At 43.8% G+C, this 17,607-nt stretch carries 19 protein-coding genes and 1 riboswitch; of the genes, 17 read left to right on the forward strand and 2 right to left on the reverse strand.

All coding sequences use genetic code 11. From position 1 onward, the window contains the following. The first annotated feature begins 63 nt into the window (after nucleotides 1-63). From tenA to thiE, 8 genes are all read left to right on the forward strand, one after another. Nucleotides 64-738, forward strand: coding sequence for a thiaminase II (tenA, locus tag F9802_RS03750; protein ID WP_152149822.1), 675 nt, complete (start codon nucleotides 64-66; stop codon nucleotides 736-738). Then, nucleotides 731-1,507, forward strand: coding sequence for an ABC transporter ATP-binding protein (locus F9802_RS03755; protein ID WP_152149823.1), 777 nt, complete (start codon nucleotides 731-733; stop codon nucleotides 1,505-1,507). Before tenA ends, F9802_RS03755 begins: the two co-directional genes overlap by 8 nt. After that, on the forward strand, nucleotides 1,504-2,256 hold the full coding sequence (locus F9802_RS03760) for an ABC transporter permease (protein ID WP_152149824.1): 753 nt from the start codon (nucleotides 1,504-1,506) through the stop codon (nucleotides 2,254-2,256). Before F9802_RS03755 ends, F9802_RS03760 begins: the two co-directional genes overlap by 4 nt. Further along, nucleotides 2,253-3,260, forward strand: a complete 1,008-nt coding sequence (locus F9802_RS03765) for an ABC transporter substrate-binding protein (RefSeq protein ID WP_152149825.1) — start codon at nucleotides 2,253-2,255, stop codon at nucleotides 3,258-3,260. The genes F9802_RS03760 and F9802_RS03765 overlap by 4 nt, the downstream gene beginning before the upstream one ends. A 91-nt stretch (nucleotides 3,261-3,351) precedes the next feature. Next, a complete protein-coding gene (locus F9802_RS03770) occupies nucleotides 3,352-4,164 on the forward strand; it encodes a uroporphyrinogen-III synthase (protein ID WP_152149826.1) in 813 nt (270 codons plus the stop codon). 266 nt (nucleotides 4,165-4,430) lie between these two features. Continuing rightward, nucleotides 4,431-5,240 (forward strand): hydroxyethylthiazole kinase, encoded by an 810-nt coding sequence (gene thiM / locus F9802_RS03775; RefSeq protein WP_152149827.1) that lies wholly within the window; start codon nucleotides 4,431-4,433, stop codon nucleotides 5,238-5,240. A 21-nt stretch (nucleotides 5,241-5,261) separates the two neighbouring features. Then, nucleotides 5,262-6,086 (forward strand): bifunctional hydroxymethylpyrimidine kinase/phosphomethylpyrimidine kinase, encoded by an 825-nt coding sequence (thiD, locus tag F9802_RS03780; protein ID WP_152149828.1) that lies wholly within the window; start codon nucleotides 5,262-5,264, stop codon nucleotides 6,084-6,086. Continuing rightward, nucleotides 6,070-6,732 carry a thiamine phosphate synthase gene (gene thiE, locus F9802_RS03785; protein WP_152149829.1) on the forward strand — a complete coding sequence of 221 codons (663 nt, stop codon included), beginning with the start codon at nucleotides 6,070-6,072 and terminating at the stop codon, nucleotides 6,730-6,732. Before thiD ends, thiE begins: the two co-directional genes overlap by 17 nt. A 43-nt stretch (nucleotides 6,733-6,775) precedes the next feature. Here the strand turns inward: thiE and F9802_RS03790 are convergent, their stop codons facing one another. Next, on the reverse strand, nucleotides 6,776-7,513 hold the full coding sequence (locus F9802_RS03790) for a YqjF family protein (protein ID WP_152149830.1): 738 nt from the start codon (nucleotides 7,511-7,513) through the stop codon (nucleotides 6,776-6,778). A gap of 79 nt (nucleotides 7,514-7,592) precedes the next feature. Then, nucleotides 7,593-7,835 (reverse strand): DUF1450 domain-containing protein, encoded by a 243-nt coding sequence (locus F9802_RS03795; RefSeq protein ID WP_152149831.1) that lies wholly within the window; start codon nucleotides 7,833-7,835, stop codon nucleotides 7,593-7,595. 234 nt (nucleotides 7,836-8,069) lie between these two features. Here F9802_RS03795 and hppD point away from each other — a divergent pair, with 234 nt between their 5' ends. The 9 genes from hppD to F9802_RS03835 all read left to right on the forward strand — a co-directional run bounded on the left by hppD (nucleotide 8,070) and on the right by F9802_RS03835 (nucleotide 17,574). Continuing rightward, nucleotides 8,070-9,191 carry a 4-hydroxyphenylpyruvate dioxygenase gene (gene hppD / locus F9802_RS03800; RefSeq protein WP_152149832.1) on the forward strand — a complete coding sequence of 374 codons (1,122 nt, stop codon included), beginning with the start codon at nucleotides 8,070-8,072 and terminating at the stop codon, nucleotides 9,189-9,191. Between the two features lie 49 nt (nucleotides 9,192-9,240). Further along, on the forward strand, nucleotides 9,241-10,401 hold the full coding sequence (locus tag F9802_RS03805; protein ID WP_152149833.1) for a homogentisate 1,2-dioxygenase: 1,161 nt from the start codon (nucleotides 9,241-9,243) through the stop codon (nucleotides 10,399-10,401). 139 nt (nucleotides 10,402-10,540) lie between these two features. After that, on the forward strand, nucleotides 10,541-11,308 hold the full coding sequence (locus F9802_RS03810) for a TraR/DksA C4-type zinc finger protein (RefSeq protein WP_152149834.1): 768 nt from the start codon (nucleotides 10,541-10,543) through the stop codon (nucleotides 11,306-11,308). Nucleotides 11,309-11,311: 3 nt separating this feature from the next. Beyond that, nucleotides 11,312-11,476 (forward strand): hypothetical protein, encoded by a 165-nt coding sequence (locus tag F9802_RS19535; protein ID WP_191991755.1) that lies wholly within the window; start codon nucleotides 11,312-11,314, stop codon nucleotides 11,474-11,476. 232 nt (nucleotides 11,477-11,708) lie between these two features. Next, entirely contained in the window at nucleotides 11,709-12,296 is a 588-nt protein-coding gene (locus F9802_RS03815; RefSeq protein WP_152149835.1) for a DedA family protein, read from the forward strand. 88 nt (nucleotides 12,297-12,384) lie between these two features. Next, nucleotides 12,385-12,493: riboswitch (SAM riboswitch) on the forward strand. Nucleotides 12,494-12,665: 172 nt separating this feature from the next. Next, entirely contained in the window at nucleotides 12,666-13,487 is an 822-nt protein-coding gene (locus F9802_RS03820; RefSeq protein WP_152149836.1) for a MetQ/NlpA family ABC transporter substrate-binding protein, read from the forward strand. A gap of 25 nt (nucleotides 13,488-13,512) precedes the next feature. Next, nucleotides 13,513-14,553: a methionine ABC transporter ATP-binding protein gene (locus tag F9802_RS03825; RefSeq protein ID WP_152149837.1), complete on the forward strand. Its 1,041-nt coding sequence runs from the start codon at nucleotides 13,513-13,515 to the stop codon at nucleotides 14,551-14,553. Then, nucleotides 14,525-15,199 (forward strand): methionine ABC transporter permease, encoded by a 675-nt coding sequence (locus tag F9802_RS03830; protein WP_152149838.1) that lies wholly within the window; start codon nucleotides 14,525-14,527, stop codon nucleotides 15,197-15,199. Before F9802_RS03825 ends, F9802_RS03830 begins: the two co-directional genes overlap by 29 nt. Before the next feature lie 200 nt (nucleotides 15,200-15,399). Next, the gene (locus F9802_RS03835; protein WP_152149839.1) at nucleotides 15,400-17,574 is read left to right on the forward strand and encodes a malate synthase G; all 2,175 of its coding nucleotides are present in this window, start codon (nucleotides 15,400-15,402) and stop codon (nucleotides 17,572-17,574) included. Nucleotides 17,575-17,607 lie beyond the last annotated feature (33 nt).

The raw sequence follows: 17,607 nt of genomic DNA on the forward strand, positions 1-17,607 counted from the left end.
CGTCCGCAAACAGCCATAGGCGCCCGGACGTAGTACTTAACATAGCCAAGGAGTGAAAGTTAAATGAAATTCAGTGAAAGGTTACATAAAAAATTACAGCCGATCTGGCGGCAAAACCACAACCATCCTTTTGTGAAGGGAATAGGAGACGGTACACTTGATCAGCGGAAATTTCGCTTTTATATGATTCAAGATTATTTATATTTAATCGATTATTCAAAAGTGTTCGCCCTTGGAGCAGTTAAGGCGAATGATGTGGAGACGATGGGGAAATTTGCGTCTTTACTTAATTCCACACTTAATTTTGAAATGTCGCTTCACCGCCAGTATGCAGCCCGGTTTGGTATTTCCGAGGAAGAACTGGAGCAGGCGAAACCTTCTCCAATCACACTAGCTTACACTCATTACATGCTTCATGCCAGTCAAAATGGAACGCTTGCAGAGCTGATTTCTGCGCTGCTTCCTTGTGCGTGGAGTTATTGGGAGATTGGAAAGGAATTAAACGAAATTCCGGGAGCAAGTGAACATGAGTTGTACGGCGATTGGGTGAAAATGTACTCTTCCAAGGAATTTGGTGAGCTCGCCACATGGTGCATCGAGTTATTAGATGAGCATACGACCGGAAAAAGTGAAAAAGAGCTCGCCAGATTAGAAGAAATTTTTCTGAACACGACCCGCTATGAATATATGTTTTGGGATATGGCTTACAATGAGCAAATGTGGCCTGGAGATGAATAAAAGGGTTTTAGAGTTTCAGGAAGTGACTTTTTCTTATAAAGAAAAGAAACAGGGGCATTCTGTCCCTGTTCTTGATTCTTTAAATATACATATTTACGACCGGGAATTTATTACGATTGTTGGAGCAAGCGGGTCAGGAAAAAGTACACTTTTCCGGTTAATTACCGGCCTTGAAGAACCGGCCAAAGGACAAATTTTTATTAATGGACAAGTCCACGAAAGCCGTCTCGGGCAAACAGGCTACATGCCCCAGCACGACCTGCTCATGCCTTGGCGGACGATCAGTGAAAATGCCGCTCTTCCGCTCGAGGTAAAAGGCGGGCATAAAGAAGAAGCCCGTAAAAAGATTCTTCCTCTTCTTAAAGAATTCGGATTAGAGGGGATGGAAAATCGCTTTCCTCATGAATTGTCAGGCGGTATGAGACAGCGTGTTTCTTTTTTACGCACCGTATTGAGCGGGTCGAATGTGCTCTTGCTCGATGAACCTTTCAGTGCGCTTGATGCGATTACAAGGCTTTCTATGCAGGAATGGCTGATGACTCAGTGGGAAAAACGGAAAACAACGATCGTGTTTATTACGCATGATGTCAATGAAGCCCTTTTTCTGTCTGACCGCATTTTCATTTTCTCTGAAAAGCCTGTCTGCTCGCTGCAAGAAGTAAAAGTGCCGCTCCCAAGGCCAAGAAAGTTAACAGACTTGAATCGGCCCGCCATTCTTGAATTAAAGGAGGATTTGCTTGAGAAGCTGAGGGGGAAGGTGAAGACATGACGAGTGGCAAAGGGATTTTGCCGGCTGCCCTGCTGATTGCCGCCTTTCTTATTATCTGGGAAGCGGCGGCGAGAGGAGTTAACATGATGTTTATCCTTCCGCCGCCGACCGGTATTTTAAGCAAGCTTTGGCAATTAAAAGAGCCGCTTTTCTTCGAACATTTGCCTGCCACGCTATCTATTATCGTCATCGGCCTGGCTATTTCGGTTATTTTAGGTGTTGGTATTGCAGTTTGGATGAGCATCAGTCCGTCAGTAGAAAAAGCGATTTATCCCATCATTATTTCGTCGCAAATGATTCCTATTATTGCCTTGGCGCCGATCTTTGTTCTTTGGTTCGGTTATTCCATTTGGAGTAAAGTAGTCGTAACCGTTTTGATTACGTTCTTTCCCATTACTGTTAACACATTTGATGGATTAAAATCTGGCAGTAAAGAGCTGAAAGAACTGTTGCTGACGATGGGGGCAGGAAAAAAGGAAATATTTTTTAAACTGCTCATTCCTTCTGCTTTGCCTCACTTTTATTCAGGGTTGAAAGTAGCTGTCACACTAAGTGTGATTGGTGCAGCCATTGGCGAGTGGCTCGGTGCCCAGGCAGGACTAGGTTATTTCAGCCGGCGGATGATGACTCAGTTTGATGGCGCCGCCGTTTTTGCGCCGATTGTGTTATTGTCAGCCATTGGCATTGTGTTGTTTATACTCGTGAAATGTATTGAAAATAGATCGCTAAAATGGAGGAAAATAGAATGAAAAAGTGGTTATTCATCATACTAGCTGTGCTGCTTGCCGGCTGCAGTTCCAGTGGAGAAAAACAAGAAGCTGCTCCTGCGGGCGGAGAAAAGAAAAAAGAGGAAAAGGTCACGATTATGCTCGATTGGTATCCGAACGCTGTGCATAGTTTTTTATACGCTGCTGAAGAAAAAGGGTACTTTCAAGAAGAAGGAATCGATTTGGATATTCAATTCCCGGCTAATCCAACCGATCCAATTAATTTGGCAGCTGCCGGAAAAGTGACGCTCGGCATCTCGTATCAGCCCGATGTCATTATGGCACGGACAGATCAGGGAGTAGACGTCAAGGCTGTCGGAGCGATTGTCCGTTCACCGCTCAACCATGTCATGTTTTTAAAAGACAGTCCGATCGAGTCTCCGAAAGATCTGGAAGGAAAAACAGTCGGCTTTACGGGCATTCCATTAAATGAAGCGATTATTGATACAATGGTGGAACAAGACAAGGGAAATCCGGAAAAAGTAAAAATGACTGATGTCGGGTTTGAGTTAAATTCGGCAATTGTCAGCAAAAAAGCAGATGCGGTCGTCGGTGCTTATATTAACCATGAAGTCCCGCTGTTAAAATATGAAGGCTATGAAACTCGCAATTTAGATCCAACAAAGTACGGCGTGCCTAACTTTTATGAACTCGTCGCTGTCACGAGCGATCAAACGTGGGAAGCCGAGCAAGAAAAAATAAAAGCTTTTTGGCGTGCAGCTGAAAAAGGCTTTGAGTTCACCGAAAAGAATCCTGATGAAGCGCTGCAAATTTTATTAAGCAAACAAGATGAAGCGAATTTCCCGCTTGTAGAAGAAGTGGAAAAACAAAGCCTTGATATTCTGTTGCCAAAAATGAAGTCAGAGGAAGGGTTTGGCAGCCAAACGAAACAACCATGGGAGGAAACAGCTGACTGGATGAAAGAAGCCGGCCTGATTAAAAATGAGCCAAACTTAGAGGAAATGTTTGTGAATATAGCAAACTAATAAAAAACCCACTAAATCTCTATAAACATAGCGATTTAGTGGGTTTTTGTGATACGATACGAAGATAGATGGTGTGAAAGGGGAAAGAGGCATGGGAAAAGGACTTGAAGGAAAACGGATTGTGATTGCCGGCTCCAGAAAAACAGAAGAAATGAGTGCTATTATTGAAAAACAAGGAGGTACAGCACTCGTCAGGCCATTGCAGGGGACCGTGTTTTTGGCAGAAGAAGAGGTCGGCTCCGAGATTAAAGAGTTGATCAGCACTCAAGTCGACTGGGTGATTTTTACGACAGGGATCGGCACAGAAGCGTTAGTAGAGACTGCCGGCAAGCTTGGGATAAAGGAAGATTTTTTACAAGTGATTCAACACGCGAAAGTGGCAGTCAGAGGTTATAAAACATTCGCAGCTTTAAAAAAGTTAGGGGTGACGCCAGCCGCGACTGATGACGATGGCACAACAGCCGGGCTGATCAGGGCGCTGGACAAGGAAGACCTAGTAAACAAACGTGTGGCTGTTCAGCTTCATGGAGAAAAGGCGCCAGCATTAATGGCATTTTTGGATAAAAAAGGAGCAGAAGTGCAGTGCTTGCTTCCTTACCGCCACCATGCACCGGAAGAAGAAACAGTAGGGAAATTGTTAAATGAAGTGTTGAACAAAGAAGTGGATGTTGTTTGCTTTACGACAGCGATTCAAGTACGTTCGTTATTTGATTACGCGAAACAGACTGGGCGCACAGAAGAGCTGCTTTCTGCATTTACTGCCAGCACGCTGGCCGGGGCAGTAGGAAAAGTAACAGCTGAAGCACTGACAGAAGAAGGTGTTACCCGCATGGTCGTACCGGAGCTCGAGCGGATGGGCGCGATGATCATGGAGCTGTCGAGATTTTATAAAGAGTTAAACTAGCAGCCAAGCGCTGGACTGACTTTAACAAAGAATACACTCAATCAAAACATTGAAATTTTCAGAAATAAAAGGTACACTTTATACACAACTAAATCGTGAACCGGGAGCTGGCGGATGCCGGCTGAGAGTGCAGCTATACCGCTGTAGACTGTGTGAACCTGTTGGATAATGCCAGCGCAGGGAATGTGACGACCAAAAAGAGTACGTGCGCTGGCATCGTGCTCTTTTTGTTTGTTAATTAACATCAAGTGGAAAGGATTGGGGATATGGATAGTAAGGTGGTCGTTCAAACACTGACAAAAGTAAGAGAGCAAAGTCCTCTCGTACATAACATCACAAATGTCGTCGTAACAAACTTTACAGCCAATGGACTGCTTGCCCTCGGAGCATCACCGGTGATGGCTTATGCGAAAGAAGAAGTGGCAGATATGGCAAAAATTGCAGGAGCGCTCGTGTTAAATATAGGCACGCTTGATGAAGAAAAGGTAGAGTCGATGATTATAGCGGGCAAAGCCGCCAATGAAACCGGTGTACCGGTTGTGTTCGATCCGGTGGGAGCTGGGGCAACCGCTTACCGGACAGAAGCTGCCCGCCGAATCATGAGGGAAGTGAAAGTAGCCGTTTTACGAGGAAATGCGGCCGAAGTCGCTCACGTGACGGGAAGGAAATGGGAAATCAAAGGTGTAGACGCAGGAAAAAGCAACGGAAATACAGTAGAGCTGGCGAAAGAAGCAGCTGCGAAATGGCAAACGATAGCAGTAATTACAGGAAAAGCAGATGTCATTGCGGACAGAGAATCAGCGTTCCTTATTCATAATGGGGATCCGATGCTGACGAAAGTGACCGGAGCCGGCTGTTTATTGAGTGCTGTTATTGGAGCATTTACTGCCGTGGAAAAAGATGCGGCTGCGGCTGCGATTGCTGCTGTTGTCACTTATGGGGTAGCAGCAGAAGCAGCGATGAAAATTCGGGGAGAAGAAGGGCCGGGCAGCTTTCAGATTGAATTTTTAAATCAGCTGGCTAAGGTGGGAGAAGAAAATATTGCCGCGTTTGCCGAAATAGAAAAACTTTTTTAATGACTAGCGGAGGTGGAGAAAATGAAAGTGAGTAAAGCATTGACGATTGCGGGTTCGGATAGCGGGGGAGGGGCCGGCATTCAAGCAGATTTAAAAACATTTCAAGAGCTTGGTGTGTTTGGCATGTCCGCATTAACAGCGGTTACGGCGCAAAACACGTTAGGGGTACACGGGGTCTATCCATTGACTGTAGAAGCAGTGGAAGCACAAATAGAGGCAATTGGACAGGATATGGGAACAGACGCACTGAAAACCGGCATGCTGTTCAGTGGAGAAATTATTCAAGCTGTTGCCCGGAAAATCGAACAGTTTGGTTGGAAGAAAGTAGTTGTCGATCCGGTCATGATTGCTAAAGGAGGCGCTTCTTTGCTGAAGGAAGAAGCAGTCAAGGCAATGACGGAATATTTGATGCCGCTAGCTGCGGTGATTACACCGAATATACCAGAAGCGGAAGTGCTCACGGACATACGCATCCAGTCGCTCGATGACCGGAAGCGTGCGGCAGAAAAGCTGTTCCGCTCAGGTGTGAAAAATATCGTAATAAAAGGCGGACATGCGGATGACGGAGACGAGCTCATCGACTTGCTGTATGATGGCAAAGAATTTACCAGTTTCACAAGCAGCCGCATACCGACCAAGAATACACATGGGACAGGCTGTACATTTGCTGCGGCAATAACGGCTGAACTAGCTAAAGGACAAACGGTAAAGAAGGCTGTAGAAACAGCCGTGCATTATGTCCATGCAGCGATCGAAATGGATTTACAAATCGGGAAAGGACACGGACCAACGAACCATTGGGCGTTTAAAAGAAAAGAGGCAGCTATTCATGCGGAATATAAGTGAAGAGAAAATGAAAGAATTGCTCCCGGTATATTTTATCATGGGCAGCCCAAACTGCTTAAAAACTCCTGAAGAGACGTTGGAAGAAGCCATTGCGGGGGGCATCACGCTATTTCAGTTTCGTGAAAAAGGCCCTGGTGCTTTAACTGGAGCAGAAAAATTCCAGCTGGCTTCTGAACTGCAAGCGATTTGCCGCAAACACTCTATCCCGTTTCTCGTCAATGATGATGTGGAACTGGCTATTAACCTAGAGGCAGACGGTGTGCATGTAGGCCAGGATGATGAAACGCTATCAGCCGTCCGTGAAAAACTGCCAGGGAAAATCGTTGGCGTCTCTGCTCATACGATGGAAGAAGCGAAAAGAGCGATCGCAGGAGGAGCCGATTATTTAGGCATCGGACCGGTGTTTCCTACTGCTACAAAAACGGATACGAAGGCAGTGCAAGGCACAAAGTTAATCGAAGAAATACGGGATGCATCCATGTCAGTGCCAATTGTTGGAATCGGCGGCATTGATGCCGACAATGCATCCAGTGTAGTGAACAACGGTGCAGACGGTGTGTCAGTTATCACTGCTATCAGTCATGCGCCCTCACCGATAAAGGCCGCTGCTGAACTAAAGCAGGCAATTGCTAGTGCCATAAAATAATATGCATAAAGAAGAGGAGAGCGATTTGCTCTCCTCTTTGTATTTAATGAACTTTTTGTAAAGGCCAAAAAAAAGCCTTCTTCACCTTTGAAAAATGAAGAACAGGTTCTTGCTGAAAATATTTACGTGAAAGAAAAGGAGCCACTGTATTGTCATTAATGGATGCTTCTGCTTTTTGAAGCGCCCATTTCGTGTGATGAATATCTCCCCGGTACAGCTTATTCATTCTTTCGGTAAAAAGGCAATAGCGTTCCGCTGCCCAGTGACCGAACGTTCCGGGCTGTCCGAAATACGGTTGTGACGCAGGCCGGTACAAAACATCAAGCTCTTCCAGCCGTTCATCAGAAGAATACGTACTGTGAAAATGGAAACTTTTATTCACATGGAAGTCCGATTTTGCTTTGCGAAAAGGCACGGCATAAAGAACTTTGGCGCCGAAAACAGAGGGAAGATGATTTATATCAAGATTGAAAAAATAAACACCCGGCACTCCTTCGTGTAAAACATATGTCCGGACATTTAGTTGAAGAAACGAATGAAGAAAAGGAAGGAGCGGCAAGCCGCGGGCACGCATGCCGTCCACTTTAAATGTAACGATTCCAAGCCAGGCCGCTCCCCCGTACAAGTCAAGAGTCAACGAAGCAGGAAGAAAGCATCTTAAAGCTTCTGGATGAACAGGCCAGTGCATAAATAACACATTGGACCATGTTTGTGTCATGATCCAGGAAGAGTGGGGCAGCGGAATGGGTCTATGTTTTAAGTGAAAGAATGCCTCGTGCAAAGTAATGTCCCCTTTCCAAAAAGGTTTATTTCATTATTACCTTTAGGTGTATCATTGAAACCATCACTCCTTAGTTTGTTTACTGTTTATCTGTTTGATTTATTGAGTCGATTGATTGAAGAATATTCTTAAGAAGTTCTTCGGGAGAATTGCCGGTAATATTTTGGCCGTTCACTAAAGCGTAAGGCTGGATGAGGCATTGTCCGCAATAATTTAAACAGCGATCTTCTAGCACGATGATACCCATTTCCTCCAACTGATCCTTCACATCGTCTAACTCATATTCAAAATTGCACGGACAAAATTTAGCGGTAATTTCCATAGTGTCTCTCCCCTGCTTTTCGTTTTTTATCATTTTACTGCCGTCACTTTCTAATAAAATAAAAAGATTTCGCGAGAGTGGAAGAAAAACGCGTTAACGCGGTAAATGACTTATTGATTACAGAATAACCGCGTCAATGTAAGCGCTTGCGTGATTTTAAATGTTGTTCTAATATTTTAAATATTAACAATAATATATTAAGTGCATGAATTATTAAATTTAGGGGGCCTATATATGTCAAAAAACGTTCCCAGATCAAAAAGAGAAAAGAAAAAAGAGTTATTTCCGGTACAGAACATTCATCATTTAGAAATTTATGCGGGAAATGCGAAGCAGTCAGCTTACTTTTTTTCAAAAGCATTTGGTTTCAAAGTTGTTGCTTACCGCGGGCTGGAAACGGGTTGTCGTGACCGGGTTTCCTATGTTTTAGAACAAGGAGCGATTCGTTTAGTCATCACAGGCTCACTTGAAGCGCAGACAGATGTAGCGGAATTTATTAAACTGCATGGAGAAGGAGCAAAAGATATTGCACTAAAAGTTTCTGACATTGAAGAAACGTATAAAGGAGCGATTGAAAGAGGCGGAATCGGCATTCGTGAGACATGGGTGGAACAAGATGAGAATGGACAAGTGAAAAAAGCGATTCTCGGGACGTACGGCGACACACTTCATACATTGGTGGAAACCGTGGATTATAAAGGCTGTTTCCTGCCAGGCTATGAGCCGCATGACCATGTCATTGCAGCGGAGCCAACTGGCTTGATCGGCATTGACCATATTGTCGGTAATGTAGAAAGAATGGATGAGTGGACTTCTTATTATGAAAAAGTATTCGGGTTTAAGGTATTAAAGCACTTTGATGACGATGATATTTCTACCGAATATTCTGCCCTGATGTCAAAAGTAATGATGAACGGAACAGGCCGCATCAAGTTTCCAATTAACGAACCGGCGGAAGGAAAGCGAAAGTCTCAAATACAAGAATACTTGGACTTCTATAACGGACCAGGCGTCCAGCATATCGCCTTATTAACAAACGATATCATTTCGACTATTACTGCTTTAAAGGCAAACGGAGTGGAATTTCTTCAAACACCCGGTACTTATTACGAAGAGCTCGCTGACCGTGTCGGCAAAATCGATGAAGATGTGAAGAAGCTTCAAGAGTTAAATATTTTAGTCGACAGGGACGATGAAGGCTACTTGCTCCAAATTTTTACGAAACCAATTGTCGACCGCCCAACGCTGTTTATTGAAATTATTCAGCGAAAAGGCGCACTTGGCTTTGGGGATGGAAATTTTAAAGCATTGTTTGAGTCGATTGAACGAGAACAGGAGCGCCGCGGGAATATTTAAAAGGTTGTAAAGAATAAAGTCACGGCTGTTGAAAAGGAGGAGGATGTGGGTGCCGCATTACGTAAAGATGGGAAAAGTCCCTAAAAAACGCCATACGCAATTTCGCCAAAAAAATGGAGAATTGTATTACGAACAAGTGATGGGAACGAAAGGATTCTCGGGGATTCAATCCATTATTTATCATGTTCACCCGCCGACACAGGTGAGAGAAGCGATAAAGTTGAAAGATATTCACTACGAATACGAAACAAAAGGCGCGTTGAAACATCGTCATTTCAGGACATGGAACACAGAAGCAGGCGGCGATTTCCTTGAAGCCCGTAAAATATTCATGGCGAATAACGATGTAGCGATCGGCGTTGCCCGACCGATGAAGCAAATGCCGTACTTTTACCGGAACGGAGAAGGCGATGAAATGATTTTCGTGCACGAAGGAAAAGGTAAAATCGAAAGTATTTTCGGTGAGCTTTCTTTTCAGCCAGGTGATTATTTAGTAATTCCGATTGGGACGACGTATAGAGTCGTATTAGAATCTGATGAATCCCGCTTTTTAATCGTCGAGTCAAATTCAGCGATCGTGCCGCCAAAAAGGTATCGCAACGAATACGGGCAGCTGCTGGAGCATTCTCCTTACTGTGAGCGAGACTTGCGCACACCGGAAAAGCTGGAAACGAAGGACGAACAAGGAGAGTTTGAAGTAAGGGTACGGGCTCAAAGTATGCTCACTTCATATAAATACGACTTCCACCCGCTCGACGCCGTTGGCTGGGATGGGTATTTGTTCCCGTATGCATTCAGCATTCACGACTTTGAGCCAATCACCGGCCGGATTCATCAGCCGCCTCCGGTTCATCAAACGTTTGAAGCCCATAACTATGTTGTGTGTTCATTTGTACCGAGACTTTATGATTATCATCCGGATGCGATCCCAGCGCCATATGTGCACAGCAATGTCGAAAGTGACGAAGTGCTGTATTACACGGATGGCGACTTTATGAGCCGCAGAGGAATTGAAAAAGGGTCCATTACTTTGCATCCGAGCGGACTGCCGCATGGACCGCATCCGGGCAAAGCAGAAGAAAGCATCGGCAAAAAAGAAACGAGAGAGCTTGCCGTCATGATTGATACGTTCCGGCCGCTTTATATTGTAAAAGATGCCCATGATTATGAAGATGCTGACTATATGTACAGCTGGCTTCCAAGGAAGTAAAATGTTAAATAATTGAGCAGCTGCCGCTTTTAGGCGGCTTCTCTTTTCTTATAAAAGACTGAAAGCGGCTAATTTGATTAAGTTAGCTGTTTTTACTCATACTACATAATGTTTCAGCAATTTTAAAAGGGGGTGCACTATGCTGACGGCAGAACAATTATCTAGGCTGCGATTACAGCTGGAAAAGGATAAGAAAGCGCTGGAAGAGCGGCTGGAAGACAATCATCATTTTGATTTGGAAAGAGGCCATTACCACGAATCGATGGGCGAGCTGTCCAGCTACGATAATCATCCGGCTGATGAAGGAACAGCTTTATACGAAAGAGAGAAAGATATAGCTTTAAATGAACATGAAGAGTCCGAACTAGAAAGAGTTCATAAAGCACTTGCGGCCATTGAAAAAGGACAATACGGCAAATGCGAAACTTGCGGCAGGGAAATTCCGTTTGAACGGCTTGAAGCTCTTCCCGCCACGACTTTTTGTATTGATCATACACCGAATAAAATAGTATCTCGTGACAGGCCGATCGAAGAAGAAGTGCTCATGCCGCCTTTTGGAAAATTTGACTTCGACGACAGTCCTGATGAATCAGTCGTTTATGATGCAGAAGACGCCTGGCAGGAAGTAGCCAATTGGGGAACGTCGGAATCACCATCTGACTTTGTCGATCCTCCTGCACATTACAATGATATGTACGTGGAATCAGAAGAAAAAATTGGTTACGTAGAGGATTTCGAAAACTTTGTCGGAGTCGATATCGACGGAAGAAATGTCACTATCTACCCAAATGAACAACATGAACAATATGAAAATGAATTGGATGAAGAAGGAATAATGACATCTTTCGGTGATTTACCGGCATTTGAGCATGATCCTTATGTAGATGAAGAGGAGGAGGAAAGGTGAAAAATGGTTAATTTGGACTTTGAATCATTTAGAAAACAGCAGGCAAATCATAAAGCGGTGTACGCGGGCAGCACGAAAGAAAGGCCGGTTGTCGATGATAAAAGCGTGAACGGGCCGGAAGATGCTGATTCAGCGCCGGGAGCAACAGGGAGAAATATTCAAAAATAATGAATAGGGAGTCAGAGGAATCTCACCCTTCCAGTCAGTTCGCATATTCCACGTTTATACAAAGTAGAAATGGGTAAAATGTAAATACGTTAAGATGAACCATTGGTTGGAAGCCATCCGCTCAAAAAAGGGTGGCTTTTTTGGTGTTCGCAGATTCTAATTTTCCTCCAATCGTATATAATGAAAGAATCATAACTTGGACCGTTTTTTATGGTCGAGAAGGGGGAGTCTGATGGACATCGAATCTATTTCCGTCGAAGACTTATACGAAACATTTGGCTATGCCGGTTTGCTGGTTTACGGCTGGATTGGTTTTGCCGGTTTGCCGCTGCCAAATGAATTGATTGTTATGACAAATGGATATATGGCGAGCAGAGGCTTGTTTCAGCCTAGCTTGGCATTTTTGTGTACGTACATTAGTATTGTTACAGTTCTCTACGTCAGCTTTACAGTGGGCCGCCTGATGTCTAACATTTATAGTCGTCCGCTGAAAAACAAGCAATTTCAGCAAAGCCAGGAAAAGTTATTAAAATATGGAAAAAAAGCGCTCGCTCTCAGTGTGTTTATTCCAGGATTCCGTTTATTAATCCCCTGTGCAGCGGGATACAGCCAGTTTAACTATTCTGATCTCGTTAAATATTCGCTGATCCCCAATTTCATCTGGACGTCTTTTTATTTTACGGCAGGGTTTTTCTTTTTTGAACGGCTGCAGCCGGAAGAATGGCAGGCCAGCTTCTTCATGATCGGTGCCGCTATTGTACTTTGTTTTCTTCTTTTTCGTCTTCTGTTTAAAAAAGTAAAAATGAGGCAATACGAATAAATGAAAGTAAGTTGTTTCATTTTTCAAAAAAAGATTGACGACTATGTTTTTTTCATATACTATTACGGTATCAATTTAATAATGTATTCTCTTATTTAGAGTGGTGGAGGGACTGGCCCGTTGAAACCCGGCAACCGTTTTTGCATTCGGCGAAAAAAGGTGCTAAATCCTGCAAACGAACGTTTGAGAAATAAGAGAGGTGCAGCTTTTATTTAGTATATAAAAGAGCCTCTCGATATTTCGAGGGGCTCTTGTTCTTATTTTACGATAAGAAAATGCTGGAACGGAGGGAAAAAACGCAAGAAAAAAATGTACAGTAAAACCAACTTTATCTATTAGGTTAATTAAAATTAAGGAGAGGTGTTTCCCATGAAGAAATGGATTTTATCAATCGCTTTACTTGTCGTTATTAGTGCGCTTGCCGCCTGTGGGGGAAATGAAGAAAGCAAAGAAGAGAAATCAGACGGTAATAAAGACAAAGTTATTGTAGGTGTAACGGCTGGTCCTCATGAGCAAGTCATGGAAAAAGTAAAAGAACTGGCAGCAAAAGACGGTTTTGAAATTGAGCTGAAAATATTTAATGAGTATGTTATGCCAAATGTGGCACTTGATGAAGGGCAGCTCGATTTGAACAGCTTCCAGACAGAACCTTATCTCGAAGAATTCAAGAAAGATAGAAATCTAGATATCACGAAAGTAGCGGACACGATTACTTTTCCGATGGGGATTTATTCAAACAAAGTAAAAGACATTAAGGAACTGAAAAAAGGCGCTAAACTCGGCTTGCCGAATGACCCTGTAAATGGGGGACGTGCTTTAATGCTATTTGAAGCAGCAGGTTTAATTAAGCTGCCTGAAGGCTTGAATGAAAAAGCGACCGTAAAAGATATCGAAGAAAATAAATTAAATATTGAATTTATTGAACTGGAAGCATCTCAAATTGCTCGTCAGCTTGATGAGCTTGATGCAGCGGCCATCAATACGAATTTTGCCATTGAACACGGATTCGTTCCTGCAAAAGATTCTATTTATATTGAACCGAAAGACAGCCCGTGGGCGAACTTAATCGCTGTGCGTACAGAAGATAAAGATGCTGAGTTTGTGAAAAAATTTGTTGGGTACTATCATTCAGATGAAGTAAAAAAGTTTATTGAAGAAGAATTTTCAGGTTCAGTAGTTCCATCCTGGTAAAGACAGTTAAAGGGGAGGGTCACCATTGATTCAACTAGAGAATGTGACAAAGGTGTTCAGCGGAAAAAAAGGAAGCATTCAGGCGCTTGATGACGTATCACTGCACGTAAAAAAAGGCGAAATTTTCGGTGTAATCGGCTACAGCGGAGCGGGGAAGAGTACGCTCATCCGCTGTGCCAACTTACTCGAACGCCCGACAACAGGAACAGTAAAAGTAAATGGAGTAGACTTGACCGCTTTGTCTCCCGGCAAGCTTAGAGAAGCACGTCAGAAAATTGGAATGATTTTTCAAGGATTTAATTTACTTAAAACGGCTACCGTTTATGATAATGTTGCTATTCCGTTAAAGCTGTCTGGTCTGAATAAACAGGAAGTGAAAGAACGAGTAGAGAAATATTTGGAGATTGTCGGTCTTGAGCAGAAACACCAGGCTTATCCGGGTGAACTTTCAGGAGGGCAAAAACAGCGGGTGGCGATTGCCCGGGCTCTTGCCCATGAACCGGAAGTACTGCTTTGTGATGAGGCGACGAGTGCGCTCGATCCTGATACGACGGAAGCAATTTTAGAGCTGTTATTAAAAATCAACCGCGATCTTGGTATTACTATTTTATTAATTACACATGAAATGAATGTTATCCAGCGTATTTGTGACCGCGTCGCTGTTATGGAACAAGGACAGGTCATTGAACAGGGAACGGTCATGGAGCTGTTTACTACCCCTCAAAAAGCGACAACGAAGAAGTTCATTGGCAGTGTTTTTTCCCATAACATTCCGGAAAGCACGCTTACCCATCTCCAGGGGAACGGCCGGATTGCACTCTTATCCTTTTTCGGCATTTCGTCGGGAGAACCTGCGCTGGCGCTTGTCAGCAAACATTTTAACGTCTTTCCAAATATTCTTTCCGGCTCGATCATTCAAATGAAGCAAGAGCCATACGGACAATTGCTCGTTCATTTGCGGGGGGATAAAGAAGAAGTGGAAAAAGCGATTGAATTTTTGATCGAAAAAGGCGTTCAGGTGGAAGGAGAGGATCATTATGCCGTCAACATTCAGCGAGTTTCTTAATAATTGGGGCGAAGATATTTGGGCAGCGACGATCGAAACATTTCAAATGGTCTCTATTGCTCTTCTCGTCTCTATTATTATTGGGCTGCCGCTCGGTATTCTCCTCGTCATGACAAGACCGGGTAAAGGAATGGAAAATAAGTTTGTCTACCAGCTGTTAAACATTTTTATTAACATTATCCGCTCGATTCCATTTATTATTTTATTGTTCTTTATTCTTCCTTTTACAAAATGGGTCGTCGGTACATCCATTGGTGTGAAAGGTGTGATCGTTCCACTCGTCGTTTATACGGCGCCTTACATTGCCCGGTTGATGGAATCGGCTATTTTAGAAGTGGATCGTGGCGTTGTGGAGGCATATGAAGCGATGGGAATTAAAACGAGGAATATCATTTGGCACGTTCTCCTTCGCGAATCCCGAAGCTCGATTATTCTTGGTCTAACTATTGCAACGATCGGACTGATCGGGGCAACAGCGATGGCTGGACTTGTGGGCGGCGGCGGTTTGGGCGACCTTGCCTATCGCTTCGGTCACTTGAGATATGAAGCAGACGTCATGTATGTGACAGTCGCATTGTTGATCATACTTGTTCAAGGCTTGCAGTCACTTGGCAACGCAGCTGCTGCTAGGTTGAAGAAAGACTAAAACTCCGGCTCAGTCCGGAGTTTTTTCATGGTCCTGATGGAGAGTTACTGCAGCTTGTTGAGCGGCTGAGGGAAAAATAAAAAATTAACAAATACCATTTTAAAAAGATTAGTTGAAATTTTCAGATTTCTATGCTAATCTTTTTTTATGATATTTAAGAAACGCTGTTGCGTAATAAGAAACAAAAGGGGGATTTTTTAATGAATAATTATGTGAAAGTTGGATCGTTGCAAGTGGATCAGCAGCTGCTCCATTTCGTTAACAACGATGTATTGCCCGGTACAGGGGTGAAGGCTGAAGCATTTTGGGAAGGATTCAGTGATATCATCGCTGCCTTGACACCGAAAAATCGTGAACTTCTAAAAAATCGTGATGATCTTCAAGAGAAGATAAATGAGTGGCACAAAGAGAATGAGTTTGATTTTAAAAAGTATAAATCTTTCCTGGAAGAGATCGGCTATATCGAGCCGGCAGGTGAAGATTTTAACATTACAACAAAAAATGTCGATGAAGAAATCGCTTTGCAGGCAGGTCCGCAGCTCGTTGTCCCAGTGAACAATGCCCGTTACGCCATCAATGCGGCCAATTCGCGCTGGGGCAGTTTGTATGATGCACTGTACGGCACGGATGCAATCCCGGAAACAGATGGTGCCGGAAAAAAAGGCAGCTATAACCCAGTAAGGGGAGAGAAAGTTATTGCATTTGCACGCGATTTCCTTGATCAAGCAGCTCCGCTTGAAAGCGGTTCCCATAAAGCGGCCGCCAAGTATTCTGTGGCTAGCGGAAAGCTTGTTGTCACATTAAAAGATGGCAGGGAAACAGAACTTCAAAATAAAGAGCAGTTGCAAGGGTTTCGAGGAGAAGCTGATTCTCCGTCTGCTCTATTGCTTCAAAATAACGGCCTTCACTTCGAAATTCAAATCGATAAAAACCATCCGATCGGCCAAATGGATGAGGCATCTGTAAAAGACATTTTAATGGAAGCAGCCTTGACGACTATTATGGACTGTGAAGATTCAGTGGCCGCAGTAGACGCAGCAGACAAAGTGCTTGTGTATCGCAACTGGCTCGGATTAATGAAAGGTGATTTAAGTGCTGCTTTCCAAAAAGGCGGCAAACAACTGACGCGCAAGCTGAACGAAAACCGCAATTATACATCTTTAGATGGCGGTTCATTCCAGCTGCCCGGACGTTCGCTAATGTTTGTCCGAAATGTCGGCCACTTGATGACGACAAATGCAGTATTGGATGCAAATGGAGATGAAGTGTTTGAAGGCATCTTGGATGGGGTTGTAACAAGTGCAGTAGCAAAACACTCAATTTCGGAAACAGCAAAGCTTGCTAACTCCCGTAAAGGATCCGTTTATATTGTTAAGCCGAAAATGCACGGGTCGGAAGAAGTCGCTTTCGCTAATGAATTATTTGACAGAGTGGAAGATTTGCTTAGACTGGATAGAAACACACTAAAAATTGGTGTAATGGATGAAGAACGCCGTACATCCCTTAACTTGAAAAATTGCATTCGCGCAGTAAAAGACCGGATCGTCTTTATTAATACCGGGTTCCTCGATAGAACAGGTGACGAGATGCATACGTCCATGGAAGCGGGACCGATGATTCGAAAAGGTGACATGAAGTCCTCAGTCTGGCTGGCGAGTTACGAAAAATCAAATGTCGCAGCAGGCTTAGCGGCAGGTTTCCAAAACCACGCTCAAATCGGCAAAGGCATGTGGGCAATGCCGGATCTCATGGCAGATATGCTTGAGCAAAAAATTGGCCATTTAAAAGCTGGGGCGAACACAGCATGGGTACCGTCACCAACCGCAGCTGTTCTGCATGCGCTTCATTATCATGAAGTGAATGTTAAGCAAGTCCAAAATGAATTAAAGCAAGGAAATAAAAATTATCAAGAGGATATTTTACAAATCCCGATTGAAAAGAATCCAAGCTGGAATGATGAAGAGATCCAGCAGGAACTCGATAATAATGCACAAGGAATTCTCGGTTATGTTGTCCGCTGGGTGGAGCAAGGTGTCGGCTGTTCAAAAGTGCCGGATATTAGCGATGTCGGTTTAATGGAAGACCGGGCGACACTTCGCATTTCCAGCCAGCACGTCGCCAACTGGCTGCACCACGGTATTTGTACAGAAGAGCAAGTGATGGAAACGATGAAGCGGATGGCAAAAGTAGTCGATGAACAAAATACAGGTGACGCCGGCTACCGGCCGATGGCACCTAAGTATGATGATTCCGTGGCTTTCCAGGCCGCGTGTGATCTCGTATTTAAAGGATACGAACAGCCGAATGGATACACAGAGCCCATTTTGCACAAGCGCCGGCTCGAGGCAAAAGAAAAATACAGCGTAACTCAATAAAACAACTTTTATCGACAAGGTTTATTCTTCCGT

The organism is Bacillus aerolatus, assembly GCF_009183655.1.
Classification (GTDB): Bacteria; Bacillota; Bacilli; order Bacillales; family Domibacillaceae; genus Pseudobacillus; species Pseudobacillus aerolatus.

Bases quoted from the DNA above. Each gene is read 5' to 3' on its own strand.
- tenA (WP_152149822.1), top strand. From the start codon at position 64: ATGAAATTCAGTGAAAGGTTACATAAAAAATTACAGCCGATCTGGCGG.
- F9802_RS03755 (WP_152149823.1), top strand. From the start codon at position 731: ATGAATAAAAGGGTTTTAGAGTTTCAGGAAGTGACTTTTTCTTATAAA.
- F9802_RS03760 (WP_152149824.1), top strand. From the start codon at position 1,504: ATGACGAGTGGCAAAGGGATTTTGCCGGCTGCCCTGCTGATTGCCGCC.
- F9802_RS03765 (WP_152149825.1), top strand. From the start codon at position 2,253: ATGAAAAAGTGGTTATTCATCATACTAGCTGTGCTGCTTGCCGGCTGC.
- F9802_RS03770 (WP_152149826.1), top strand. From the start codon at position 3,352: ATGGGAAAAGGACTTGAAGGAAAACGGATTGTGATTGCCGGCTCCAGA.
- thiM (WP_152149827.1), top strand. From the start codon at position 4,431: ATGGATAGTAAGGTGGTCGTTCAAACACTGACAAAAGTAAGAGAGCAA.
- thiD (WP_152149828.1), top strand. From the start codon at position 5,262: ATGAAAGTGAGTAAAGCATTGACGATTGCGGGTTCGGATAGCGGGGGA.
- thiE (WP_152149829.1), top strand. From the start codon at position 6,070: ATGCGGAATATAAGTGAAGAGAAAATGAAAGAATTGCTCCCGGTATAT.
- F9802_RS03795 (WP_152149831.1), bottom strand. From the start codon at position 7,835: ATGGAAATTACCGCTAAATTTTGTCCGTGCAATTTTGAATATGAGTTA.
- hppD (WP_152149832.1), top strand. From the start codon at position 8,070: ATGTCAAAAAACGTTCCCAGATCAAAAAGAGAAAAGAAAAAAGAGTTA.
- F9802_RS03810 (WP_152149834.1), top strand. From the start codon at position 10,541: ATGCTGACGGCAGAACAATTATCTAGGCTGCGATTACAGCTGGAAAAG.
- F9802_RS19535 (WP_191991755.1), top strand. From the start codon at position 11,312: ATGGTTAATTTGGACTTTGAATCATTTAGAAAACAGCAGGCAAATCAT.
- F9802_RS03815 (WP_152149835.1), top strand. From the start codon at position 11,709: ATGGACATCGAATCTATTTCCGTCGAAGACTTATACGAAACATTTGGC.
- F9802_RS03820 (WP_152149836.1), top strand. From the start codon at position 12,666: ATGAAGAAATGGATTTTATCAATCGCTTTACTTGTCGTTATTAGTGCG.
- F9802_RS03830 (WP_152149838.1), top strand. From the start codon at position 14,525: ATGCCGTCAACATTCAGCGAGTTTCTTAATAATTGGGGCGAAGATATT.
- F9802_RS03835 (WP_152149839.1), top strand. From the start codon at position 15,400: ATGAATAATTATGTGAAAGTTGGATCGTTGCAAGTGGATCAGCAGCTG.